Source organism: Streptomyces cellostaticus, from assembly GCF_023630175.1.
Lineage (GTDB): Bacteria > Actinomycetota > Actinomycetes > Streptomycetales > Streptomycetaceae > Streptomyces > Streptomyces cellostaticus_A.
This window is the reverse complement of sequence record NZ_JALLIN010000038.1, coordinates 46,948-70,767: the sequence shown is the minus strand read 5'-3', so window position 1 is coordinate 70,767 and position 23,820 is coordinate 46,948. Positions and strand designations below refer to the sequence as shown.

Annotated in this window: 19 protein-coding genes and 3 pseudogenes; 10 read left to right on the top strand and 12 right to left on the bottom strand. The window is 69.3% G+C overall.

The genetic code is table 11. The features are described from left to right. A partial coding sequence (locus MXD57_RS23115) for an MMPL family transporter (RefSeq protein ID WP_250403673.1) occupies positions 1–2,177 on the bottom strand: 2,177 nt, incomplete at its 3' end. Positions 2,178–2,392: 215 nt separating this feature from the next. On the opposite strand from MXD57_RS23115, the gene MXD57_RS23110 reads away from it, so the two are divergent. Together MXD57_RS23110 and MXD57_RS23105 are read left to right on the top strand one after the other, a co-directional pair. After that, positions 2,393–3,190: a DUF427 domain-containing protein gene (locus MXD57_RS23110; RefSeq protein WP_250403672.1), complete on the top strand. Its 798-nt coding sequence runs from the start codon at positions 2,393–2,395 to the stop codon at positions 3,188–3,190. A gap of 145 nt (positions 3,191–3,335) precedes the next feature. Beyond that, positions 3,336–4,280 carry an MBL fold metallo-hydrolase gene (locus tag MXD57_RS23105; protein WP_250403671.1) on the top strand — a complete coding sequence of 315 codons (945 nt, stop codon included), beginning with the start codon at positions 3,336–3,338 and terminating at the stop codon, positions 4,278–4,280. A gap of 1,368 nt (positions 4,281–5,648) precedes the next feature. On the opposite strand, the gene MXD57_RS23100 is transcribed toward MXD57_RS23105, so the two are convergent. The 4 genes from MXD57_RS23100 to MXD57_RS23085 all read right to left on the bottom strand — a co-directional run bounded on the left by MXD57_RS23100 (position 5,649) and on the right by MXD57_RS23085 (position 12,844). Beyond that, a complete protein-coding gene (locus MXD57_RS23100; protein WP_250403670.1) occupies positions 5,649–7,136 on the bottom strand; it encodes an RICIN domain-containing protein in 1,488 nt (495 codons plus the stop codon). A gap of 217 nt (positions 7,137–7,353) precedes the next feature. Next, positions 7,354–7,854 carry a hypothetical protein gene (locus MXD57_RS23095; protein ID WP_250403669.1) on the bottom strand — a complete coding sequence of 167 codons (501 nt, stop codon included), beginning with the start codon at positions 7,852–7,854 and terminating at the stop codon, positions 7,354–7,356. A gap of 137 nt (positions 7,855–7,991) precedes the next feature. Then, positions 7,992–12,212 (bottom strand): nSTAND1 domain-containing NTPase, encoded by a 4,221-nt coding sequence (locus MXD57_RS23090; protein ID WP_250403668.1) that lies wholly within the window; start codon positions 12,210–12,212, stop codon positions 7,992–7,994. Between the two features lie 131 nt (positions 12,213–12,343). Next, entirely contained in the window at positions 12,344–12,844 is a 501-nt protein-coding gene (locus MXD57_RS23085) for a CU044_2847 family protein (protein ID WP_250403667.1), read from the bottom strand. 498 nt (positions 12,845–13,342) lie between these two features. On the opposite strand from MXD57_RS23085, the gene MXD57_RS31865 reads away from it, so the two are divergent. Then, positions 13,343–13,450, top strand: a complete 108-nt coding sequence (locus MXD57_RS31865; RefSeq protein ID WP_308290889.1) for a DUF1684 domain-containing protein — start codon at positions 13,343–13,345, stop codon at positions 13,448–13,450. 127 nt (positions 13,451–13,577) lie between these two features. Here MXD57_RS31865 and MXD57_RS23080 read toward each other — a convergent pair whose 3' ends face one another. Next, the gene (locus MXD57_RS23080; protein ID WP_250403666.1) at positions 13,578–13,820 is read right to left on the bottom strand and encodes a DUF6411 family protein; all 243 of its coding nucleotides are present in this window, start codon (positions 13,818–13,820) and stop codon (positions 13,578–13,580) included. Between the two features lie 287 nt (positions 13,821–14,107). Next, positions 14,108–14,530: pseudogene (locus MXD57_RS23075) on the bottom strand (MmyB family transcriptional regulator); the annotation flags it as partial. Here MXD57_RS23075 and MXD57_RS23070 point away from each other — a divergent pair. Further along, the gene (locus MXD57_RS23070; protein WP_250403665.1) at positions 14,529–15,161 is read left to right on the top strand and encodes a hypothetical protein; all 633 of its coding nucleotides are present in this window, start codon (positions 14,529–14,531) and stop codon (positions 15,159–15,161) included. The pseudogene MXD57_RS23075 and the gene MXD57_RS23070 overlap by 2 nt on opposite strands. Before the next feature lie 190 nt (positions 15,162–15,351). Here the strand turns inward: MXD57_RS23070 and MXD57_RS23065 are convergent, their stop codons facing one another. Further along, on the bottom strand, positions 15,352–16,905 hold the full coding sequence (locus tag MXD57_RS23065) for an alpha/beta hydrolase (RefSeq protein ID WP_250403664.1): 1,554 nt from the start codon (positions 16,903–16,905) through the stop codon (positions 15,352–15,354). Positions 16,906–17,223: 318 nt separating this feature from the next. Here MXD57_RS23065 and MXD57_RS32175 point away from each other — a divergent pair. The 3 genes and pseudogenes from MXD57_RS32175 to MXD57_RS23050 all read left to right on the top strand — a co-directional run. Then, positions 17,224–17,787: pseudogene (locus tag MXD57_RS32175) on the top strand (transposase); the annotation flags it as partial. Further along, complete coding sequence (locus tag MXD57_RS23055) at positions 17,787–18,068, top strand: DNA-binding protein (protein ID WP_250403663.1); 282 nt, start codon at positions 17,787–17,789, stop codon at positions 18,066–18,068. The pseudogene MXD57_RS32175 and the gene MXD57_RS23055, both read left to right, overlap by 1 nt. A gap of 347 nt (positions 18,069–18,415) precedes the next feature. Next, complete coding sequence (locus MXD57_RS23050; protein WP_250403662.1) at positions 18,416–18,952, top strand: 2'-5' RNA ligase family protein; 537 nt, start codon at positions 18,416–18,418, stop codon at positions 18,950–18,952. A 19-nt stretch (positions 18,953–18,971) separates the two neighbouring features. Here MXD57_RS23050 and MXD57_RS23045 read toward each other — a convergent pair whose 3' ends face one another. After that, complete coding sequence (locus MXD57_RS23045; RefSeq protein ID WP_250403661.1) at positions 18,972–19,124, bottom strand: hypothetical protein; 153 nt, start codon at positions 19,122–19,124, stop codon at positions 18,972–18,974. 171 nt (positions 19,125–19,295) lie between these two features. Here MXD57_RS23045 and MXD57_RS23040 point away from each other — a divergent pair, with 171 nt between their 5' ends. After that, positions 19,296–19,724, top strand: a complete 429-nt coding sequence (locus tag MXD57_RS23040) for a signal peptidase I (protein ID WP_250403660.1) — start codon at positions 19,296–19,298, stop codon at positions 19,722–19,724. A 9-nt stretch (positions 19,725–19,733) separates the two neighbouring features. Here MXD57_RS23040 and MXD57_RS23035 read toward each other — a convergent pair. Together MXD57_RS23035 and MXD57_RS23030 are read right to left on the bottom strand one after the other, a co-directional pair. Next, positions 19,734–19,914: pseudogene (locus MXD57_RS23035) on the bottom strand (helix-turn-helix domain-containing protein); the annotation flags it as partial. Positions 19,915–20,173: 259 nt separating this feature from the next. Then, positions 20,174–20,467 (bottom strand): hypothetical protein, encoded by a 294-nt coding sequence (locus MXD57_RS23030; protein WP_250403659.1) that lies wholly within the window; start codon positions 20,465–20,467, stop codon positions 20,174–20,176. A 235-nt stretch (positions 20,468–20,702) separates the two neighbouring features. Here MXD57_RS23030 and MXD57_RS23025 point away from each other — a divergent pair, with 235 nt between their 5' ends. Beyond that, the gene (locus MXD57_RS23025) at positions 20,703–21,668 is read left to right on the top strand and encodes a LysR family transcriptional regulator (RefSeq protein ID WP_250403658.1); all 966 of its coding nucleotides are present in this window, start codon (positions 20,703–20,705) and stop codon (positions 21,666–21,668) included. 233 nt (positions 21,669–21,901) lie between these two features. Here the strand turns inward: MXD57_RS23025 and MXD57_RS23020 are convergent, their stop codons facing one another. Then, positions 21,902–22,807 carry a LysR family transcriptional regulator gene (locus MXD57_RS23020; protein ID WP_250403657.1) on the bottom strand — a complete coding sequence of 302 codons (906 nt, stop codon included), beginning with the start codon at positions 22,805–22,807 and terminating at the stop codon, positions 21,902–21,904. A gap of 70 nt (positions 22,808–22,877) precedes the next feature. On the opposite strand from MXD57_RS23020, the gene MXD57_RS23015 reads away from it, so the two are divergent. Further along, positions 22,878–23,813 (top strand): NAD-dependent epimerase/dehydratase family protein, encoded by a 936-nt coding sequence (locus MXD57_RS23015; RefSeq protein WP_250403656.1) that lies wholly within the window; start codon positions 22,878–22,880, stop codon positions 23,811–23,813. Positions 23,814–23,820: the final 7 nt, after the last annotated feature.

The following is a 23,820-nucleotide window of genomic DNA, read 5'->3' as shown; positions in this document are numbered from 1 at the left end:
CCGCGGCCGGCGGGATCGGGGGCGACGCTGTCGCGGCTCTCGCCCTCGTGGGCCGGGTCCGCGCCGGCCGAGCCGGTCCCGGTCCCGGCGGCCCGGTCACCGTGCCCCGGCCACCAGGCCGCGTGCCCGATGAGCGCCGTGAGACTGGGCGTGAAGAACATCGACATCACGAAGGCGGCGACCGCGATGCCGAAGGAGACGGCGAAACCCATCTCCGTGAGCAGCGAGTTGCCCGCCAGCATCATCGTGGCGAAGGTGGCCGCCAGGATGAAGCCGGCCGCGGCGACGGTCGGCCCGGCGTGCCGGAGCGCCATGCCGGCGGCCTCGCGCGGCTCGCGCCCCTCGCGGGCCTCCTCGCGCAGTCGGGCGATCATGAGGATGTTGTAGTCCGTGCCGATGGCGACCACGAAGAGATACATGATCACCGGCAGCATGAACATCAGGCCCGAGTGCCCCTGGCCGTTCTGGAAGATCCACACGGTGGCACCGAGGGTGGCGCCGAAGCCCAGGCCCACGGAGGCCATCAGGTACCAGGGTGCGACCACACTGCGCAGCAGCAGCCCCAGAATGATCATGATGAGGATCGCGGCGACCGGGAAGACCGTGCGGTAGTCGTGATTGACCGCGGCGTCGATGTCCTTGTAGATCGAGGACATGCCGCCCACCAGGGCCTCGGTGCCGTCGGGGGCGTCGGCGTGGGCGACGTCGCGCACCCGGCCCACGGCGTCGATGGCCTTGTCCGTCGACGCCTCGTACTTCAGCGTGACCGTGAAGTCCGCGGTGGCGCCCGTCTTGTCGACCTGGGTCATCCGGGCGTCCGCGACGCCGTCCACGGCGCCGAGCTTGCGCACGTAGGAGTCGAACGCGGCCCGGTCCAGCGGCTTGCCGTCGGTACTGGACAGGTAGACGTCGGTGGGAGCGGCCGCGCCCGCCGAGTACGCCTTCTGCATCTCGTCCTGGGCGACCATGGACTCCTTGGTCTCGGGCATGGCACCGGACGCCAGGTCGAAGGTGGCGTTGAAGTTGAGAATGCCCAGCGACAGCACGACCAGGACGAGTCCGGACAGCCCGGCGGTCAGCGCCGGGCGGCGCTGCACCCCGCGGCCGAGGGCGGCGAAACGGGCGTTCTCCGGTTCCCGCTGCCAGGACTTGGAGGGCCAGAAGACCTTCGGTCCGATGAGCGAGACCACGGCCGGGATCAGGGTCAGGCCCGCGACCAGCGTGACGGCGACCGCGATGGCGAGCGCCGGTCCCATCTGCTTGAGGAAGCCGAGTGTGGACAGCACCAGCGCGAGGAAGGCGATGATGACCGCCCCGGCGGCCGAGGCGATGGCCTCACCGACCCGGTCGACCGCGTTGACCATGGCCTGCTTGGGTTCGTCGCCGGCGCGCAGGCGCTCGCGGTAGCGGAACATCAGGAACAGGAAGTAGTCCGTGCCCACGCCGAAGAGCACGACGATCAGGATCGACGAGATCGAGCTGTTCGCCTGCAGGTCGAACAGCTTGGTGGCATAGGCGATCAGCCCGTTGGCGACGGCGGACACCAGGCCGATCAGGATCAGCGGCAGGACGGCGAGGATCGGCGCCCGGAAGATGATCAGCAGCGTCACCAGGATGATGACGAAGGTGCCGATGCCGATCAGTGCCTGTCCGCGTTTGGACGAGTCCTGCTGGTCGAGTGCCTGGGCCGCGGAGCCGCCCAGCTTGACCTCCAGGTGCGTGCCCTTGGCGAGTTGCTTGACGTCCTCGCGCAACACCCTGGCCGCTTCGGCCTGTTCGGGCTGGCCGGCCTTCCTGCTGTCCATCTGGACCAGGGTCAGGTCGTACCTGCCGTCCTTGGACGGCTGGCCGGGGACGACCTTCTGCACCTGGTCGATGTGCTTCTTGCCCAGCTCGGCGGTGATCCGGGCCACGTCCTGCTTGTCGGCGTCGGTCAGCCGGCCGCCGTCCGTGCGCTGGTACAGCGCGATCGCGGACGGCGTGAAGGTGCTGGGGAACGCCTTCTGCTGCAGGTCCGCCGCTCTGATGGACTCGTAGCTCTTGGGCAGGAAACTGCTCTCGTCACTGTTCGAAGGCAGGCCGGGAGCGGTGGCGACGATCGCCACCGCGGCGATGAGCCAGGCCACGATCGTCCAGACGGGATGTCGGACCACGGCGTTGCCTATGCGTCGAAACATGCGGGGGGTCCTCCTGGACAGGAAGATCACCGCAGCCCGGGGAGCGCCGTCCCCGGCATCGGCGACCCCGGCCGGCGCGCGTCCAACGCACCGGCCGAATGGTTGTCTTAGGGTCACAGAGTAGTGACCACGCAACGGGATCATTCCAGCAGGCGCGCCGCGGCACGACCGGATATCGGGCGGCCGCCGCCGGCGGGCCGGAAGGAGCACCGGACATGACCACGAACAGCGTCCCGGAGCCGCCGCACCGTACTCCCGAGGGCATCCTCTGGGAGCCGAGCGGCCGCTGGGTGCGCGGCCGTACGGCCGGGATCACGGTCGTCGACAGCCGCCGTCCCGTCCTCGTGTGGGAACCCGGCGTACCGGTGCCGCAGTACGCCTTTCCGCGCGGCGAGGTCCGCGAGGACCTGCTGCGTCCGGCGCGGAACCCGCCCATCGGCACCCACACCGGATCGACGGTCTTCTACGATCTGGAGGCCGGCGGCGAGTCGCGGGCGAACGCCGCCTGGACCTTCCCCTCGGACGCCCTGGCGGACCACATCGCCTTCGAGTGGGCCCGGCGCACCGGCACCGGCCTCGACCACTGGTACGAGGAGGAAGAGGAGATCTTCGTCCACCCCCGCGACCCGCACAAGCGCGTCGACGCCCTCCCCAGCAGCCGGCACGTCCAGGTCGGGATCGGCGGCACACCGGTCGCGGACACCCGCCGCCCGGTCCTGCTCTTCGAGACGGGCCTGCCCACCCGCTACTACCTTCCCCGCGAGGACGTCCGCCTGGACCTGTTCGAGCCCACCGACCACAGCACCGGCTGCCCCTACAAGGGCACCGCCGCGTACTGGTCCTGGCGCGGCGGGGACGACGTACCGGCCGACGTACTGTGGAGCTACGCCGACCCGCTGCCCGGGGTGGGCGCCGTCAGGGGGCTGCTCGCGTTCTACAACGAGGCGGTCGACATCACCGTGGACGGCGAACGACTGGAACGCCCGGTCACCCACTTCACCCGGCGCCCCTGAGGCACCGGCCGCCGGGCGCCCCGAGTCGGGGTACCGGCCAGGGGATCTCCGGTGTGATGATCCCCACGGAGTTCGAGGAGCCAGGCCGGGTGTGGGAGTTCCGTCACCTCCCCGGGGACTCCCTTCCTCATGACAGGAGTTCGCAGTGAGCAGTGTCCACCACGACGTCGACCTCCCTGCCCCGCCGCGGGTGGAGGAGGTCAGCGAGAACGTCTTCGCATACATACAGCCCGACGGCAGCTGGTGGATCAACAACACCGGATTCCTCTCGGGACGGCGCGGCGTGATCAGCGTGGACGCCTGCTCGACCGTGCGGCGCACGCGCGCCTACCTGGACGCGATCGGCACCGTCACGTCCCAGCCGGTACGCACCCTGATCAACACCCACCACCACGGCGACCACACCTTCGGGAACCACCTGTTCGACGGCGCCACCGTCGTCGGCCACGAGGCGACCAGGACGAGCGTCCTGCAGTGGGGCGAGCCGGGCGCGGCGGCCGCGTTCTGGACCGACGTCGAGTGGGGTGACATCACGATCGAACCGCCCTTCCTCACCTACACGGAGGGCGTCACGGTGTGGTCCGACGACCTGCGCGCCGAGGTGCGCCACGTCGGCACGCCTGCCCACACCACCAACGACTCCATCGTCTGGCTGCCCGAACGGGGTGTCCTGTTCAGCGGCGACGTGCTGTTCAACGGCGGCACGCCGTTCCTGTTGCAGGGCTCCGTGGCCGGTGCCGTGAAGGTGCTGGAAGAGGTGGTCAAGCCGTTGGGCGCGACGACCATCGTTCCCGGCCACGGCGGGATCGCCGGTCCCGAGCTGGTCGACGAGGTGCTCGGCTACCTGCGGTTCGTACAGCGCACCGCCCGGGCGGGCCGCGAAGCAGGGCTGACGCCCCTGGAGACCGCCCGCGAGACCGACCTGGGCGAGTACGCCGGGCTGCTCGACGCCGAACGTATCGTCGGCAACCTGCACCGGGCGTACGCCGAGCTGGAGGACGGCCCGCTCGGCCGGACCATCGACGCAGCGGCCGCCCTCGGCGACATGGTCGCCTACAACGGCGGACGCCCCCTCACCTGCCTGGCCTGAGGGCGTGACCTCACTCCCGGCTGTGTGGAGTGAGAGCCTGGGGTCGGAGCACCTCGTCGGATGCGACCGGATCACGGGCGTGCCGAGCCGGGCGCACCGCGACGGCGTGAGCGCTCCGTTCGGCCTCACCGCGGCGGGCTGACGCAGCACTCTGCTCCCCCGCGCGCCCCCTGGGGTGCGAGGCGAGGTTCCTCACCCACGTCACCGACCCGGTGGGAGCCGCCTCCCGTGCCGCGTCCCCACCGCGGGTCCGGGGGCGCTGCTGGTCACCGCCACGACCGAGGCCCGCGACTGCCGCAGGTGCGTGGAGCTCGACCGGTCCTCCCAGGGGCGGCCGTACTTGAGGGCGACGTCTTGGACAGACGCTCTCTCCGGCTCCAAGAGCGAGTCGTAGAACTCGTTCATCCGGACCGCCACGCCCCGGTTTTCCCAGGCTCGCTCCTGGGCACGTCGGTCCCGCCACGCTCGCCATGCACCTCGGATCATCCGTAGAGCATGATGGGTGCCCGATCACCCAGTCCAGCAGTCGACATCCCCCTCAGACCATAGAAAACAAGCTCAGTACGGCGTGCACCTCATCGGCGAGCCGTGACGGGAACGCCGCAGCCATGGCACCGTCGTTCTCCGTCATAGTCTGCAGATGCTGCACGGGAGGAGCGTAGGCGGTCAGCATGAGCCTCCTCGACTTCGACCAGACCACAGAGCAGTCGGACGAAATGAGAACGCTTCAGGAATTCCGACGGCAGCCCACAACGAGGCCGGCCTGCCCCTGGACCGGGGGTGGAAGGACCGCCGGGACGTCCTGGACACGCTCTTCCTCGCCCCAGGCCCGGTGGACCACGACTTCGGCCGCTTCCTGCTGGGCCAGGAGACACGGCTCCACCGCCACTGCTGGGGCCTCTGCCACAGCATCGAATTCGCCGCGCTACTACTAGCCGAACACCGCCAACCCGACGACGTCTGGCCCCTGTGGCGGGCGATCACCACCAGCTTCGACACCTGGTGCGGCCGCCCGCACCGGCTGCTGCTCGCCGGGGGGAGGAACGGCCCGCACTGTCGCTCACGTCGCCAACTCCGGCCACGAACAGCGCGACAACCTGCTGCAGCACCTGAACGAGATCCCGGAGGCGACCGACGAAGACGTCACCGCGCTCATCGTCGAACTCCACCGGTACTACTCCGACGCCCTCCGCGAGCCGGACGCGACCGCCCGCACTACCGCCTGAACCCACAGGTCAACAGAGTCGGCAGGCGCCATTGGGAGCTGGTGCCAGATCCGTTGACGGCACCACGCGTAGGGCGGCACATCCGGATCACGTCCCCTGCCCAGTCTCGGGCAGGGGACGTTTCGTTCAGCGGCCGGTCAGGTCACCTGGTGCATTCGGCGAGACCGATGACGAGGCCGCCGAAGACTCCACCGATGACGGCTTCGGGCTGTCCAAGGGCGGCCCCGAGAAGGCCGAAGGTGGCGCCTTCGCCCATCTTGTCTCCGATGCACTGGAGGCGCTTGTTCTTGTCGTCGCTGAGTGCGGGGCTCTTCGTCGCGAACGCCGACATCGTCGCCGTCTTCTCTGCGGCGACTGCCGACGTGGCGCTGATGTCCTTCACCGAGTACACCGGTGGGCTCATGGTGCCGGTGATCGTGTCACCAGTGACGCCTTCGATCGTCTGCGTCACGGTGTTGCTGGTGACGGCCAGGGCGACCTTGTGCACGGTGCCGTCGGTGTCGGTGACCGTTCCGGGGGTGATAGTGGCGAGAGTGGTTCCGCCGTCAGCGGTGACCGTGACCGTGTTGTCCGTGACTGTCATGCTGGCGTCTGCAGGCAGATTCAGCGTCTTTGTGGTGGTTTTCGCGAAGGTCTGCGGCTTGAGGTCAGGGCTGGTCGTGCCGCTGCCGCTGCCGCTGCCGCTGCCCGGCGCGTCGGAGCTGGTGCGCGCGATGTACATCGTCGATCCGGCGGCCGAGTTGACGACGGGGACGGTGACCGTCGCGTCCGTGGTCCACGGCTGGTTGTCGGTGTCGAACGTCCACGTTCCGGTGACCTTCTTGCCGACGGCTGCGAAGTCGACCCAGGCATAGTTCTTCGACGGGACTTCCACAGCGATGCCGTTGATCGTCGTCTCGTCGGAGGTGTACACCGTCGTCGAGGTCAGCTGGCTGGAGACCATGGCCTGGAGCGGAACGGACACTCCTATGGAGGACGACAGGCCCGTGGAGAACGCCTGCGACCATCCGGAGTGGTAGATGGTGGTGAAGACCTGCTTCATAGAGGAGGCAGTGTCGTTGTACCAGACCGATGAGGCGAGGGTGCGCGGCAGGGCTTCGGGCTGCCCCTCCGACTTCTGGGTCCACGAACAGGTGGTGGTCTTCTTGGAGCACAGGTCGGCGTAGTAGTCGAGGGCGAGTTGCCTTGCCTCGGCTGCCTTGGACACGGGGATCGTCCATTCCTGGCTCGCGCTGCCCTTGCACTGGTTGGGCTGGGCGAGGATGCCCCATAGGTGGAGGCCGCCCCGGTTGTCCATGCAGTACTCGGTGCCGCTGGAGTCGTCGCGCCGGACGATGCCGAAGGTGTTGGGCTTGCCGTCGACGGGGCGGAAGTGCCACTGCTCGCCGTCCTGACCGCAGGATTTCTGTGTGGCGGGTTGGGTGGCGTAGATGCATTTCCCGGAGGAGGTGTTGGCTATGTCGAACTGGCCGGGGACACCGAGCTTGATCAGGCGCCAGTTCGTGTAGTTGGTGCCGTCGGGGGTGACGGAGATCTGGTTTCCGTCGTTGTTGCCTGTCGCGTTCAGGGTGCCGTCGGGGTTGGTGAAGGTGTAGTCATCTGTCGCGGCGGCTGCGGGCGTCGCAGTCACGGCGAGGGCGGGTAAGAGGAGGGTCAGAGCGGCGGCCGGCGCCGTAAGGAGTTTCGCGGCTCTTCTTATGTGTCTATTCATGGCCACTTTCGCGCTAGCGCTGTGCACTTCCTGTGAAGATCCTGTCGCGCTTGGTGAGCATAGGGGAACAGGAGCCGGAATGGGGGATTCCCGACGCCCTGTTCGAGGCCAGAGGTTAGGTAACAAGCCAAGCCGGTCAGGCGGCACCCAGTGAGGTGTGGATCCGACTGACGGCACGCAGGATCTCGTCTCGGTTCTTCGCTCGCTTGATCCATGCCGGAAGGCGTGCCACCAGGGTCATCTTTTGTCCGGTGTCGTACCAGGGCGCTCGTTCTCGCAGCGACGCTCCGACGAAATGGCGGATCAGGTCGAGATGTTCGAGGTTGTACGCCCACAACCACCCATGCCGGGTCTCAACCTGGAACCACAATGGCATACCGAAGTACGGATCCGTCGCGGGTTGAGCTGTGCCACAGGAGAGCGCGACAAGACGGCCGCTCCACATCCGCGACAGTCCGCAGCCACGACAGACCAGACGTCGCGGCCTGAACAGGATCCGACCTCCGGGATTGGAGTCTTCGGGCGCTGCAATGACACGAGCGACCCTTTCGCAACCAGGGCACCGCACAATGATCAAGTTGATGAAGTCGCACTCGCTACTGCACGGATCCCGGAACCGACCGGAGAGCAATGCCATGCACTGAGTGTGCAGTTGCTCCGCAGATCGGCGCATCCCGATTCGACCGCCCACGCTCAGGCCCGCCGCCAACCCTGCCAAGGCCCGACGAAGGTCAAAGAACAAGCTGAGGTGCGCCGTCCGACCCGATCACCGCGTCAAGGGCAAAGGGGCCGGCTCGGTGCGCGTACCGGGAGGCCGGCCTTCTCGTCACTGGTCAGGGGCTGGTTGCCGATGACGGCGCACAGCTTGCGCCGCCACTGCCCGGGGTCCAGCCGCAACGGACCTCCGGTGTTGCTGACCGTGTTCTGGTAGATCACGCTCCGGCCGTCCGGCGTCATGTCCCGGAAGACGTATCTGCCGCCCGTCAGGATGCCGCCGGCGGGCACGCGGCCGAAGTCGTACGAGTCGCGGTAGGAGCGCTCGCCGGCCTGGTAGATCCGTACGGAACTGTTGGCGGCCACGGCGTAGCCGCCCTTGCCGTCGATGAATCCGGCCATGTACGGCTCCGTCCGGCCTTCGGCCACGCTGCGCAACGGGCCAAGTTCCCTGCGCGGGGGGTCGCGTCGCCACAGTTCCACGATGCCGCCACTGCGCAGGACGGCGAAGTGGCGACCGCTGCGGTCGAACTGTGTGGCGACCGCGTCGGCGGGCACCTTCACGGTCGCCCTCGTACGTCCCGTGCCGAGGTCCACGACACGGACCCTGCGGTCCCCCCAGAGCAGCACGGCCACCTGGTTGTCACCCGGGTACACGGCGACATGCGCGTCAGGCGGGGTGCTTTCGCCGTGGCTGTCGGCGATCAGGGTCTTGATGTCGAAGTGGGCGAGCTGCCTGCCCGTCCTCGTGTCCCACTGTTGGATCCGCGTCCCTGACACGGTCACGAGGTGTGCGTTCCGGTCGAAGAAGTACTGGAAGCGGTCGGATGACGGCGGTGCGGCAAAGGTGATTCGGGCCGTCTGCCGAAGAGTGGGCACCCGCCGGACGAGGATGCTGTTCTTCGCGACCCAGTCGGCCAGGAGTGTGCGGTCCGCGTTGAGCAGGACCTGGTAACTGCCTTTGGGGTACCAGTACGGCTTCGGGCGGCTGACCTCGGCGATCGGCGGATCGACCGCGGTGGCCGTGACGGAGTGGACCTGCAGGCTCGCGCCCTCGTCCACCAGACTGATGGTCCTTTTGCCGTCCGCGCTGAGTCTCTGCTCGCTCACGTCGAGGACGTTGGGCTCGGTGGGCAGTTCGAGGTAGTTGATCAGCGCGTCGCTGTGCCCGGCGACGAACAGTCTGCCGCCGTTGGCCACGAGGTCGTACGCTGTCGCCGTCACGTCGCTGAGCTGGGTGGTCTCGCTGATCTTTCGGCTCCGGGAGAGATCCACCAGGGACACGTCGCCTCCATCGGTCGTCGCGACGCGACGACCGGTGGCGTCGACGCCCTGCATGCTCCCGCAGGTGTTGCCGTCGCTCTCGTCGTAGCGACGTCCTTGCCGGGCTCCGTCGGAGATCCGCCGCAGGGTGTACGTGACCGCCGCATCGGTCTTCCGGCAGACGACGACGGATGTGCGGTCGCCCGAGACCAGCACCTGGCCGGCTCCGCGCACGACGGTCCGGCTCCTGCCGGAGTACGCGTCGACGGCGACCAGGCCGCTCGTGCTCCTGTTCCCGCCGAAGGCGAGGGTGTCCACCAGCAGGCTCCGGTCGTCGGAGCCGACCCACAGCCCCCCGCCGGCGTCGGCCGGTGCGGGAACCCGGCCGCCGAGCCGGCCGCTGTCCAGGTCCCACCAGACCAGGCCGCTCTTGCTGCGGGCGGCGACGATCCGCCCGTCGGCGGACATGGCGAACCCGCTCCTGTTCTCGAAGGTGTAGACGAGGAGATCCTTCACGCCGGGCAGTTCGTGCACCTCCCCGATGAGCCGGTCGGCGTCCGGGTGCACGTGGAACCAGCCGGCCGAGCCGTCGTCGCAGATGAACGCGGCACGGCTGCCGTCGGCCGACACCATGACCTCTGTCACCTGCTTGCGGGAGAACTGTTCGCTGCGCACGGTGCCGTCGAGGGCGTGCACGAAGAGCGTCGAGCGGGCCGAGGCCGATCTGGCGAAGACGACGTCGCCGTCCCGGCTGGTCTGGAACTGCACCACCGTCCCCAGCAGGCCGGAGAGCACGCGGGTGGATCCGGAGTACGCCAGGTACTGCCGGAGCAGCTGGCTGCGCGCCTCCTGCGTGGGCGCGATCTCGTACGCCGCAAGCGCCACCTTCACCGACAGCGCAGGATCGAAGTCCGCCTGGTCCTGGGAGAACTGGGTCAGGGCGCGGGAACCGGCCAGTGCCTGGCGCTGCTCGCTCTGCTGCCGGGTGTACACGAACATCGTGCCGAACAGCAGCGCGAGCACCACCAGGATGCCGAAGCCGGACCTGATCGCACGGCGCCTGCGCGCCCGCGTACGACCGTGTGCGCGTCCGAGGTCCAGGTACTCGTGCTCAGCGGCGGTGATCTCGGCGCCGCGTTCGTCCAGCCAGGGCTTGGCACTCGCCAGGTCGGCCGGGGCCGGAAGCAGTTCGTCCGGACGTCCACTGTCGTCCCAGCGTCGTCTGTCGTGACGCAGGGACTCCCGCCAGACCAGGAAGGAGCGGTCCTCCGCGGCCCAGCCGGCCAGCTGGTCCCAGCTGGAGATCAGGGCCTCGTGGGCCAGTTCGACCGTCTCGGTGCCTTCGGCGTCCCGGCCGGTGACCAGGAGGCGGGTGGTGGCCAGCCGCTGCGCGACACGCCACTCCCGGTCGTCCAGTTCGGTGCGCCTGACCACCCGGCGGGTGACGCCAGCCGACTCCAGGGGCACGCGGATCAGCCGAGTGAACAACCGCCGCGCCCACTCCTCGTCCGCCTGGGGGACATGCGTGGCCCAGACCCTGACGAGATGGTCGTGCAACGCGCCGGTGACGCCGCCGATCCTCTCGTACGCCTCATGTGTGAGCCGGCCGTGCGTCCGCTGCTGCTCCCGCCAGAGCTGGTCGAGGGCGAAGCCGAGGAGAGGCAGTGCGCCGGGTTCGGAGCCGGTGTCCGCGAGGATGCGGTCGACCAGGTGAGGTTCGTACCGCACACCGGGTACGGCGGCCACCGGCAGGGTGACGATGTCACGGAGCTGGTCGGGGCGCATCGGGCCGAGCGCGTACGCCCGCTGCCCGTCGAAGGCCTGTCCGAGGCCCGGATGGTCGAGCGCCGCGCCCAGGAAGTCGGCCCGCAGGGTGGTCAGCACGCGGGCCGTGTCGGGGAGGGTCTCGTCGAAGAGAACACGGGCCAGATCGTCGACGGCCGCCGGCTCGCGTGCGAGCAGTTCCTCGAACTGGTCGATCACGATCAGCAGCCGGCGGCTCCCCTGCCGTTCGAGCAGCCGCGGGACGACGTCGGCCAGGCCGCGCTCCCTGTCCAGCACGCGGACGAGCGTGGGAACGCGGTCGAGCCGATCCGTCTCGTCCAGGCCGGGTTCCAGCAGGGACAGCAGCTCCAGGGCCAGACCGGCCACCGGGGTACTGCCCGCCGAGGGGCGCAGCACGATCACCGACGTGCCGTGCGGCCGTAGCCTGGGCACGACTCCGGCTCGGGCCAGGGAGGACTTGCCCGAGCCGGACGGGCCGACGATCGCGGTCCAGCGTTCGGCGTCGACCATGGCGGCGACCGCTTCGGACTCCGCCAGACGGCCGTGGAAGACGGCCGCGTCCTCCTCCTCGAAGGCCAGCAGCCGGCGGAACGGCGAGGGTGGCAGTACCAGGGGCCGCAGTCCGGGCCAGGCGTCGAGCAGGCCGGCCGACGGGATCAGATAGCTCGCCGGGGGCTCGCCCTCCTCGGCCAGCGCCATCATGCCGACGACGCCGCCCAGTTCCTCGTCCCATACCGGGCTGCCGCTGAAGCCGCGGGACACCCGGTAGCCGCCCTCCGCCAGATCGGCCTGCACCCAGCCGTTGGCCTGCGGCGCGCGGAGCAGGGCGGAATGCCACACGCCTCCGGGACGGCCCTCGGGAAAACCGAACACCCGCGCAGGGTGCCGCCACACGTCCGGTTCGTCCACCAGCCGAACGGGCCACCCGCCTCGCAGCGCTGCGTTGAGGCGCAGCACGGCCACATCGCCGGCGCCCGACGGCCGCGGCGGAACCCACTGCTCGATACTCGCCGTGACGTGGGACGCACCGACCGCTTCGCCTTCCGGCCGGCCTCCAGCGGGGGTGCGGAGCAGGGGAAGCGTGACGTCAACGGTGGCGTGTGCGGCGGGCGCGGTCTCGGGGGATGTGCCGAGCGCCGCGTTGACGACGTGCGCACAGGTCAGCGCCAGCTCGTCAGAGACCAGGAAGCCGAGGCCGACCGTCATGCCCCGGGGATCCCGGATCTGCAGCACGGCCGCTTCCAAGGCATGGGTGCCTACGTCGGCGGCGGGAGCGGAGACCAGGTGACCCGGTCCCGGGGCATCCGCCGTCGAGGCGTCGGAGCTCAGACAAGCAGGAGTCGCGTCATCCGGTCCGGCCGGAGTCACGAAGCGGCCTCGTCCGCGTCGGTGGTGTTCCCGGCGTGCGCCGGGGGCTTGTTCCAGACGAGCGCGACCTTGAAGTTGGCCTGCGCAGAGGTGCTGGAGATGACCACATCGGCCTCGGCCGACAGGGTCAGGCCGAACTCCACGCTGATCTCGTCCGGCCTGCCGGCCATGTTCCGGAAGCCCTCGACGAAGTTCTGCGCGACGGGCCTGACCGCAGCCACCATCTCACCCAACGATCGTGTGGCCCGCGCGACGACCTGTCCGGGCCTGGCCACTCTGACCAGGCCGTCGCCGTTCGCCTCGACCTGGACCTTCACCAGTTCCGTCTGCCCGTCCGCCCCCTCGACCGGCAATTCCACGAGATAGGCCACCGTTTCCCCCTTCGGCCGCACCGGCTCCCTGCCGGCGCCACTGCCCCGCACGGCTGCCTCCCCCCGAAGGCTCGTGTGGCAGCCCACGTACGAGGTCGTCACGCGCACCTCGTTGATCGTGCTCATGTACTACACGACGACGCGCCGCAGCGGGAAGCTCCGTGCAGGCCGGGTCATGACCCGGTCGGGTGTTTCGGATCCGGCCACACGCCGATCGCCCGCCGTCGCGGCGGACACAGGCACAACTGCGCTTGATCCAGGGTGATTTGACCGAGGCACCGCGGTCCCCGGTTGCGCCTCCAGCCATCTGCGGGGGCTTCGTGAGGGGAGCTTCCCCGGCCGTGCGAGGACTGATGCCGCAGCTCGGACCCGGTGCGTGGCGAGCGCCGCTTCGGCGCGCCCGCGCGCGGCGGCGCCCAGGCTCGTGGGGGGAGGCGTCGTCATCGAGGTCGCCAGGCGCGACGGATGCGACATCGTACGCCCCGGCACCCCGGACGCACCTCTACGCACAGCCTTCGCTGGAAGGCCCGCCCACGCCCCCCGCCCAGCGTCGAGCCGTGACGGGCCACTGCGCCCCCTTCGACACGCCCCGGCCGACCGCTGTGGGCGCCGCGGTAGAGGGTCGTGAGCGTGTACACGGACCGGACCGCCTGCCCGCTGCCCTTGGCCGAGAATCGACTGACGGTGGCGATCGAGGCCGACCGGAAGTACCCCTGCGAGCCCGGCTTCTGAGCCGAAATCACTCTCTCCCCGCCCCCCGACAGCGCCCGCGGGGAGTGGGATGCCGGAGCCGAACAACCACCGTCGCTTTCGCGGCAGGCCCTTGACGCTCCAGCGTCCACCCCGGCCAAACCCTGGCTCAGAACGGCATACGGCCGCGGGCCTGGCGTCCGGCGGCACCACTGCGGCCCACCGCCCGCGAGCTGGAGCTGAACGACTTGCCCAGCAGGCGCCCCAGGATGCCGGGCGCCTTCGATCCGGCACGCGAGCCGGCGCCGAGGCCACGCTGGGCTCCGTTCTGCGGGTGGCGCGAGAAACGCGGAAGCAGGAACGCCAGCACGGCCAGAACCACACAAGCGGCGATCACGATGCCGATGACCATCTCTGTCTCCAAACACTCCGTGGCATGCAGCTCCACTGCCCTTTCGCTCAACCGAATGCCCCGTCAGCCACTGGTCACGCCGCTCAGACTCGGGCGTGCGGTCGCACGCCGGCCTCTGCGCACGGCCGATGTCTCACGCTCTGAGGCCTGCGACTCGAGGACACCGAAGGCATGCACCTGTACGACACCGCACTGATCACGGCCCTCTTCAGCGCGTCCGCCAAAACCGCCGCGGCAGACGGACTCGAACTGCCCGCCCGCTGGTGTGGACCGTCTGCGAGCAACGGTCAGGGCGATGCGCGCGGGACTTCCTGGCTGGGCGCGGCTGCGGAGGCGGTCATGTCGAGCAGCATCATGGCGTCATGGTCGGGGGTGCCGGGTTCGGCGGTGTAGACGCCGATGCGCTGGCCGGGGGTGCCTTCCAGCTGCATGGACTGGGAGGTGAGTGTGACCGTGCCGACGCGGGGATGGTTGAAGGTCTTCTGCGCGGGCTTGCGGCCGGCGACCTCGTATCGCTCCCACAGCCGAGCGAAGTCGGGGCTCTTGAGGAGAAGTTCACCGACCAGGTTCGTCAGGTCAGGAGCGTCGGGGGCGGTGCCGGCGACGGCGCGCAGCCGGGCGACGCAGCCGGTGATCTGACGGTCCCAGTCGCCGAAGAGGTTTCGCGCGGCCGGGTGGAGAAAGAGGTAGCGGGCGAGGTTGCGGTGTTTGGCCCGGCGCGTCACCTACCCGATCGCCATCACCATCCGGGACAACTCCGGGGTGAAGGGTCTGTCGCACGTCAGCGTGTTCAACAAGAGCAACGGCTGGGGCTTCAGCGACTGGACCGGCACCAAGTGCGTGAAGAAGAGCCACACCACCTCGGTGTGCACGGCCACCATGACGACAGCGCCGCAGTGGCTTCCCGGCAGCCTGCCCGAGGACGTCGACCACGCGGCGGGCCTTTGGCAGGTCAACGCCACGGTCAAGGCGAACGACGGCGACTACTGGATCGCTGACGACATCGCCGAGTTCAGGATGAAGCGTGCCTCCAAGCTCACCGCGGATGCCGCGCCCGAGCCCGTCGCCAAGGGCGCCAGGCTCACCGTCTCCGGCAAGCTGACCCGGGCGAACTGGGAGCACCTGAAGTACCACGGGTTCGCCGGCCAGGACGTGAAGCTCCAGTTCAAGGCGACCGGCGCCGCCCACTACCGCACAGTGAAGACGGTGCGGACGGGCGATTCCGGGAAGCTCACCGCCAAGGTCACGGCTACCTCGGCCGGTCGCTGGCGCTGGCACTTTCCCGGCACCACGACGACGGCGCGGGTCACGTCCGCCGGGGACGCGGTCTCACTGAGGTGACCGGCCGACGAAGTCGGCGCCATCGGCTGCCCGTCCGCGACACACGGTGCGGACGGGCGGGCCGGTGGGCACGGGATGGAGGAGGGATTCAATCCTCCCCTGTGTGGACCGGGTGGCGTGATGGCGCATGCCCGCGGCACCTGCGAGCGAACCGGTGTGCTGACGGCCGCCCGGCGGAGTCGTACGGGCATCAGGACATGCTGCCCCGGCACACCGTCCCCGGGGCCGGAGTGCGGCCCGTGCGGAGGTATTGGTCGACCGTCTCCGTGACGCAGCGGTTCTGCGGGTATGTGCCGTGGCCCTCCTCCTCGGCCGTCAGGAGCACGCCGACGCCGTCGCCCAGGGCGCGGGCCATGTGGCGGGCGCCGGGGTATGGGGTGGTCGGGTCGCCGGTGCCACCGACCACCAGGACGGGTGCCGCGCCGTCGGCGTTCACCTGAGGCGTGGCGCGCTCGCCGTCGAACGGCCAGTCGTAGCAGAGGTAGACGCCGGAGGACCAGGCAGCGCCGAAGACGGGTGAGGCGGCCTTGATGCGTGCCCCGTCCCTGTCGAGGCGTTCGAAGCCGGGGCGCAGGCTGGAGTCCGCGCAGGTGATCGCGGTCTGGGCGGCGCGGCTGCTGTCGCGCGGGGTCGCCGCGCGGTCGGCGGAGCCCGTGCCGTGCGCGCCCTTGCTCAGCGGACGGCCGTCGTTGCGGTCGATCAGCGCGGTGAGGGCCTTGGCGAGCGGCGACCAGCCGTCTGCGCCGAGGTCGAGATGGTCGCTGACGGCGTACGCGAGACCGTTGGCGTCGAGATCCCTTCCGCCGCCGGCCGGGGCGGGCTTCTTCTCCAGGCGGTCGGCCAGGCGCGCCATGCGTCGCGCGGCCTCCTCGGGACCGTCGCCGGTCGGGCAGCGGCGGATACGGGCCGCGCAGTGTGCAGCGAAGCGGTCGAACGCCGCCTGAACCGCCTTGACCTGCGACACCTGCTCCTCGTCGAGGTCCTCGGTCGGATCGACGGACGCCTCGAGGACGAGCCGTCCGACGTGCGACGGGTACAGGTGGGCGTAGACCGCGCCGAGCGCCGTTCCGTACGAGACGCCGAAGTAGTGCAGCCGCTCGTCGCCGAGGAGATAGCGCATCAGGTCGAGGTCGCGCGCGGTGTGCGAGGTGCCGACGTACGGGAGGAGCGCCCCCGAGTGCTCGGCGCAGGCGCCGGCCCCGTCGTAGCCGGTGTCGTCCGCGGTCTTCCCGCAGCGCACGGGGATGGTCGCGCCAACGCCGCGCGGGTCGAAGGAGACCAGGTCGTAGCGGTCGAGGAGCGGCTTGTACTGGTCGAGGAGCTCGGGCAGTCCGCTCACGCCGGACACGCCGGGGCCGCCGAAGTTGAGGACGAGCGAGCCGATGCGCCGGGCGTTCGGGCCGGTGGCCTTGCGGCGGACCAGGGCGACGTCGATGGTCCTGCCGTCCGGTTTCCGGTAGTCGAGGGGGGCCTTCATGGCGGCGCAGTCGTAGCCCGTGCGCGCGCTGGGCGGCGAGGTGCAGCGGGACCAGTGGAGGTGCTGGCCGGTGGTGAGCGCGGTGGGCAGACCCGCGGGCGGGTTGTTCGCGGTGAACTCCGTACGCGGCTGCGCACTCCGGCCGGGAGGGTCGTGCTGGAGCCAGGCGCTGACGGCCCCGATCGCGACGAGGACGACCCCGGCGATGATGCGCGCACCGACCGAGAGGCCCTGTCTGCGGCTCTGTATCGGATGTTCGTCACTCATTGAAGTCCCCGCGCTCCCGCCCCTGGACGCCCGCCCCGTGCCCGTGGGCCCGTACCCGTGATCGTCCGATCGTCGAATGAGTGCAGGGTATAAGCCGGGGCCCCCGGGCAATGCTCAAGACCTGTGGATCGGCCGTGGGAGGACGCAGAGGACGTACCTTCCCGAATGATGCTTTGATGGTCACCGAGTAGGCTGGCGTTCGCAGCGCGGGGCGGGAGGGCACACCCGTGGCTCAGCGTAGTGAATACCGACGGTTCCACCGAGTCCGCTCCCTGATCGACGGGATCGTGCGCGAGGACGCCCGCGGGATGCTCGCAGCGCGACCCAGCCGACAGCGACCACGTTTACGTGTGGGCCGACGGGGTGCACCCCAAGGTCCGTCTCGAGCAGGCGCACTCGTGCGTCCTGGTGCTGATGGGGGTGTGCCAGGACGGCACCGAGGAACTGATCGCGCCGGCCGAGGGGCTGCGCGAGTCGGCCGAGGGGTGGGCCGACCCGCTGCGCGACTGCCGCAGACGCGGCATGCGCGATCCCGAACTGGTCGTCGGCGACGGCGCGATGAGGCTGGCTGAGGAAGGCGCCGGCGGAGGTCTTCCCGGCCGGACGCCATCAGCGGTGCCGGGTCCACAGGGCCCGGCACGTCGCGAACGCCCTGCCGCAGTCCGCACAGCCGGGCGCGACGAGGGCGGTGCAGGAGATCTACAACGCAGGGACCGCGCCGGCAGTCCGGCCGCGGCCCTTCCGATGGTCTTCAAGCTCGTCGAGTCCGCCCAGACCCGCCGGCGCGCGATCAGGGGAGCGCACCTCGTCGCCCTGGTCCGCGCTGGCGCCCGCTTCGAGAAGGTCGTCCTGACGGAGCGGCCTGAAGCGAGGATCGCCTGATGATCGCGCCAGACCAGCGCCGCTGCTCCAATCTGCTGCGGGCTGTCCGGGTGGAAGACGACGCGTGGCTGTCCCAGCCCGAGGCCGCCCGGCAACTGGGCGTCGCCGTCTGCCGCATCGGCGTCCTGATCGCCTGCGGTCACCTGTCGCCAGCCGAGAACCCGGCCGGAAACGCGGGCGTCACCGTCATCAGCGTGCAGGCCGAGAAGAGATGGCGCGACAACGCGACAATCCCTGCAAAGGCCCTGCGGCTCCTCAAGGACACCATCGGCTTCTTCTAGCCCACCTGCCCGCAGCTCTTGACGATTGTTCGTGCGTCCCGCTGGCTGGAGAGCGCGTGGACACCCGCCTGACGGCCCAAGCGCGCATCCCACAGGGGTTACCGCGCACGACTGGGGCACCGCCTACCCGTACCGCCTTGACGTGACTCCCAACCCATCCCCGCTTCGACAATGTGAGCCGGCCCCGGTCGACAGCGGGACGTGGCCCCCCTTGGTGATCTCGCGGGCATGATCTGTCACGGTGATTTCTCCCCACCGGTGCGCCTGGGTCGTGCTCCGTCCTTCCTCGGCAAGGCGGCGATTCATTCGGGGCGCCGCCGGATGTGGTCTGCTGATAGACAGATGCGATGGCGGATGACGACGCGCAGGGATTCCGGGCAGGGCAGTCGGGGCTGATCGTGAGGGTCCCGGAGGCGGAGCCGTTGGTGCGAGCGTGGCGTGACCGGTTTGACCCCTCGGCCGGTGCGGGCGTTCCGGCGCATGTCACCGTGCTCTTCCCGTTCCTCGACACGAGCCTCATTGACGAGGGTGTCTGCGCCGCCGTCGGCGAGGTCCTGGGCCGACACCAGTCCTTCGAGGCCCGGTTCGACCACTGCGGCCGGTTCCCTGGAGTGCTGTATGTCGCCCCGGAATCGGAGACTGGCTTCAGGCGTCTCACAGAGGCGATCGTGGAGCGGTGGCCGGAATACCCTCCATTCGGCGGGCAGTTCGACGATGTTGTTCCGCATCTGACCATCGCCCAGGGCCAAAGCGAGGCTGTGCTGGAGAAGGCCGAGGCCGATCTGCTCACCGGTCTCCCCTTCGTCGCGCAGGTCTCGTCGGTCGATCTGCTGGTCCACGACGGGACACGGTGGCGGCAGCGGGCCTCCTTCCCTCTGAGGTAGACGGGGTTGGGCTGGCCGGTCATCCGTTGCTCTGTCGGTTCTTGGCGTGTGCGAGGCGGTAGGAGTCGGTGCCGGTCTCGATGACGTCGAGATGTCGGACCGCGCTCCTGTGTCCCTGGCGGTGGTCGCCGACCGCGGCCTGCCCGGACGCAGACGCTCCCTTCAAGGTCATGAAGCCGACGCTGCGCAGTCTGCTGCTCCGGCCATCGCACATCGTCGTCAGGCGCGGTGAGGGTGTGTCCTGCGTCGGCCCATAAGCCCGGGGCCGAACAGTGCCGTAGACCCGGATGCCAGTAGTTGCCCCTGGGAGTGCTGGTGCGGTCGGCTGCTACCTTCCGGGGTCATGACCGACAGCGTGTATGTGGGCAATGCGGGCAGCGACGCGGCGCTGGACCGGGGGTGGCTGCTGGGGCATTTCAAGGAAGCCTCCGATCCTCGGCATAGCGTGGCCGTGGAGGTCAAATGGGGCGTTCACCCGCAGGGCGATAGGCGGGCTCAGTGGGTGACGGGCGAGGAGCGCACCGCCTTGCTGGTCCTCATCAGCGGGCGCTTCCGGGTGGAGCTGCCCGGGCGCAGTGTTCTCCTGGCTCGGCAGGGGGACTACGTCGTGTGGGGTCGGGGCGTCGATCACTCCTGGTTCGCGGAGGAAGAGTCCGTCGTTCTGACGATCCGCTGGCCTTCTGTGCCCGGCTATGAGGTGACCGATGAGGGCGGCTTCGCTGCCGGTCACAGCCATTCACTCAGTACCGCCACCAGCACGGGGGCCTCGTAGCGGACGGCCGGCTTGGCGAGGGTCGGTGTGAGACAGGACATCGATGGCCTCGGCGATGTACCGGTAGGCGGTCGTGGTGCCGACGCCGAACCCGGCTGCGAGCCGGGCGTAGGTATGGCCGGGGCGCAGGTGCGCAAGGACCAGCAGGGCGCCGGCGGCCCACGCTCACGCGGTGCCAACGTGTTCCACGTCACAGGCTCACTGGGGCGACACGCCTGCGGAGCGGAGCCGGCACCTGACGTCGACGCCGGGCCGAGACGAAGCGGTACGGGCCGGCGCCGGTCAACAGTCCTCTAGCGGACCGGAGTCACGTCAGGTGCCCCAGAGCCACGCGCCTCAACCATCGGGGACGGCGTGGCTGCTGCTGCGTTCGACCGCGTCGGCCCTCATGACCACGACGAACGCGTCAATGACCAGGAATCACGCCTGTCGGTACTGCCGAGTCGAGGTCAATTGTCGTTGATGGTGGTCACCCATTGCGAGCAGCTGGACAGCTGAATGTACTGAGTTCCCCACTCGCCCCAGCACGCTCGGTACTGGACCGTCGCCCCTTCCGGGAAGTTGCGGTTGGCCACCGTCCAGCCGTTGTTCGCACCGTTGTGATCCCAATCGTCTCCTTCCCGGCCGGCCGCCTTCCACTGGATCACCGCGGAGTGACCGTCCGACTTGGTGTCCTGGATGTAGAAGTAGTCCCCGTAGGCTTTGAAGTATCCCTTCCCCGCCCCGTATTTCGCGTATGCCATTTGACCGTCAGCCCCAGCTGATGCGGACGCTCCGATGAGGAGAGCAGCAGCAGCACCGGCCGAAACTGCCATACGTGCCAGCCGAATAGCGGAAACCCTCATTCTTCTTGCCCTCTCTGGTGTCGCCCCGGTTTTCCATTTCTCCCGAGGTCTTGCACGATCCTCCATCGAAGCGACACCAGCCCGGTACCCCTAAGACCGTCACCTTCCGAACCGGATCGATACACTTTCATGTATGACCGATGACGACGAAGTGAGCGCGTCCTCTCTGCCCGCCCATGACGCGCGCCGGGACCCGAGCACGCATCAACTCCGATTATTTCTAGCCTTGGCTCAAGAGCTGCACTTCGGCCGGGCGGCCACACGCATGTTCATGACGCAGCCCGCTTTCAGCCAACAAATACGCGCCTTGGAGAAGCGGATCGGTGTGCCTCTGATCGAGCGCACCAGCCGGAAGGTGGAGCTGACCCCCGCCGGACAAGCTCTGCTCCCGGACATCCGCTCCGTCATAGCGGCCATGACGCAACTCAATCAGGCCGCCGGCCTGCAGGCCCGTGAGCTGTCCGGGCACCTGGTACTCGGGGCCATCGGCGGTGAGGCCGCGATGCCCTATACCCACGCCATCCTCGCCCACCTGCGCGCCGGCCATCCCCACGTCACCTTCGAGATGCGCAACCTCGGGTTCACCCAACAGGTTGAGGCGCTGGTGAGCGGCGAGACTGATGCCGCCTTCCTCCTTCCTCCACTGCCGCCTGGCTTTCAGAGCCTGCATTTGGCCACCGACCAGCGCGTAGCGTGCATGGCTGCCGGCGATCCCTTGGCAGACCAGACGTCGACCACCCTCGCACAACTCGCCGATCACACCATGCTGGACATGCCCCCCGGGGTCCCCCGCGCGTGGTGGGATTTTTGGACCGTCAACCCCCGCCCCGACGGCACACCCGTGCGCTATGGAATGACCGTGGCCGATCTCGAGGCAATGCTGCTGGCCGTCGCAAGTGGCCAGGGCATCGTTTTCCTCCCCGCCGCAGCCCGTCACCTATTCCCCCGCCCCGGCACGGCCTACCTCAACGTGAGCGATCTCCCCCTGTTCACCGCGGCGCTCGCTTGGCTGCCCCGAAACCGCAACCGCCCCGCCCTCGCAGCCTTACGCCAGGCAGCCCATCAGGTCATCCGCCGGGGCAGACACTCCCTCCTGTAACGCCTTGCACGCGATGTGCCGCCCTCGCGGCAGCGGGCCGCCCACGACAGCTGCGTGGCAGCGAAATACCACCGCCGTGTCAGTGAGCGTCCGCTCGTCTGCGGCAACTCATGAAAAATGATCACCGCAGGTGGACCGCCAGGTGGTCGCCTGTTTCACGAGCGACCACCCATGAGACGCCGACGTCGCCGGCAATCGGTCAGGGCCGCCCGGAGCGAAGCGGATCAGCGTCTCTACCGGTGCTGCTGCATCGCCTGTTCACGGAGCGCTTCGATGAGCGTCGTGACATGGGGCCGATCCCGGTAGTTGATCGCGGCGACACCGATGTACCGGCTCGGCCCCGGCGGTTTGATCGGGACGGTGCGCAGGCCCGGGATTTCCGGGGTGAGGGCAATGGAGGGGATCAGCGAGATTCCCATGCCTGCGGCGACGAGAGAGCGGGCGAAGAAGTAGTCGGTGGTGGTGCCGCGTACCTCCGGAGCGAATCCGGCGCGCTCGGCGAAGCGGCGCAGGTAGGACTCGGTCTTCAGGCAGCCGAGCACCCACGGTTCGGCTGCCAGCTCGGTGAGGTCGAGCACGTCGCGGCCGGCGAGGCGATGTCCCATTGGCAGGACGACGTGCAGGGGGTCTTCCAGAAGTGGGGTCCATTCGAGGCTGGAGCTGGGTCCTGGCCCAACCGGGAGCGGGCCGTCGAAGTGATAGGCGAGCGCAACGTCCACGGCGCCCTGGCGAACGAGGGGCAGGGTGTCCTCGGGCTCGCCTTCCCGGACGTGGAGCACCGTGCGGGGGTGAGCGGGCCTGAGCCGGGCGAGGGCGCCGGGCAGCAGGAGCCGGCCGCCGCTGGTGAAGGTGGCCACGGTGAGCTGCACGCGGCCGGTGTTGAGCTGGTCGACCTGCTGTCGGGCGTGTTCGAGCTCGGCGGCAACGGACTCGGCGGCGCCGACCATGATCTGACCGGCCGGGGTGAGGGTGACGCCGCGGGTGCTGCGGACGACGACCTCGGCGCCCAGGCTGCGTTCCAGGGCGGCCACGTGCTGGGAGACGGCCGAGGGGGTGAGGTGCAGGGCGGCGGCAGCCCGGTTGAAGCTGCCGTGCTCTGCCACTGCCCGCAGGATGCGGAGCCGGTGCACGTCGATCAACAGTTTTCCTTAATGCAAGGCCAGTAAGTCAGCACTTCTTTTGATGACCGTAGACGTCCAGGGTGGGGGGATGCAAAGGATCTGCGTCATCGGCGGAAGCCGGTACTTTGGAAAGCTCCTGGTCAAACGCCTGCAGGCGGCTGGTCACCAGGTCACGGTGATCAACCGCGGGTCCACCCGGCCGCCCGCCGGTGTCGAGCACCTCGTCGTCGACCGCAACGACGAGTCGGCCCTGACGGCCGCCCTCGGCTCACGCGCCTTCGACGTCGTGGTGGATCAGGTCTGCTACACGCCCGTACAGGCCGCGATAGCCGCCCGCGCCTTCGCCGGCCGCACCCGGCGCTACGTCATGACGTCCACGATCGAGGTCTACGACCCGGCGACCGCCGCACTGGCGTCGACCCCGGCGGGCACGCCGGTGCCGGAGGAGACCGTGGACCCGGCCACCTGGCTGGTGGCCATGGACCTGCCCTGGCTCGACGACGCCTACCTGGAGGCCCACTACGCCGAGGGCAAGCGCCAGGCGGAGGCCGTCTTCACACAGGAAGGCTCGTTCGCCTTCGCCACTGTCCGCAGCGCCCACGTGCTCGGCGGCGGCGCGCAGGAGTTCACCGGCCGACTCGCCCACTACACCGAGCGCATCATCCGCGGCGAAGAGATCACTGTGCACGCACACGCGCAGCCCACGGTCTTCATCCACTACGAGGAGCTGGCATCCCTGTTGCTGTGGGCGACCGCAGAGGACTTCACCGGCCCGCTCAACGCCTGCTCCGATGGGCCGCTGGACGTAGGCGACCTCTCCACGATCGTCGCTGCCCAGGTCGGCCGGACGCCCGTCTACCGCACGGTCCCTGCAGGCGGGCAGGCGTCGCCGTTCTCGTTCGACCGCCACTACGCCATGAGCAACGCCCGGGCGAAAAAGCTGGGCTTCGCCCTCTCCCGCACCACCGACTGGTTGCCCGGCGCCGTCACCGAGGCCCTCACCGCCGAACCGTCCACCACCTGAGGAACAG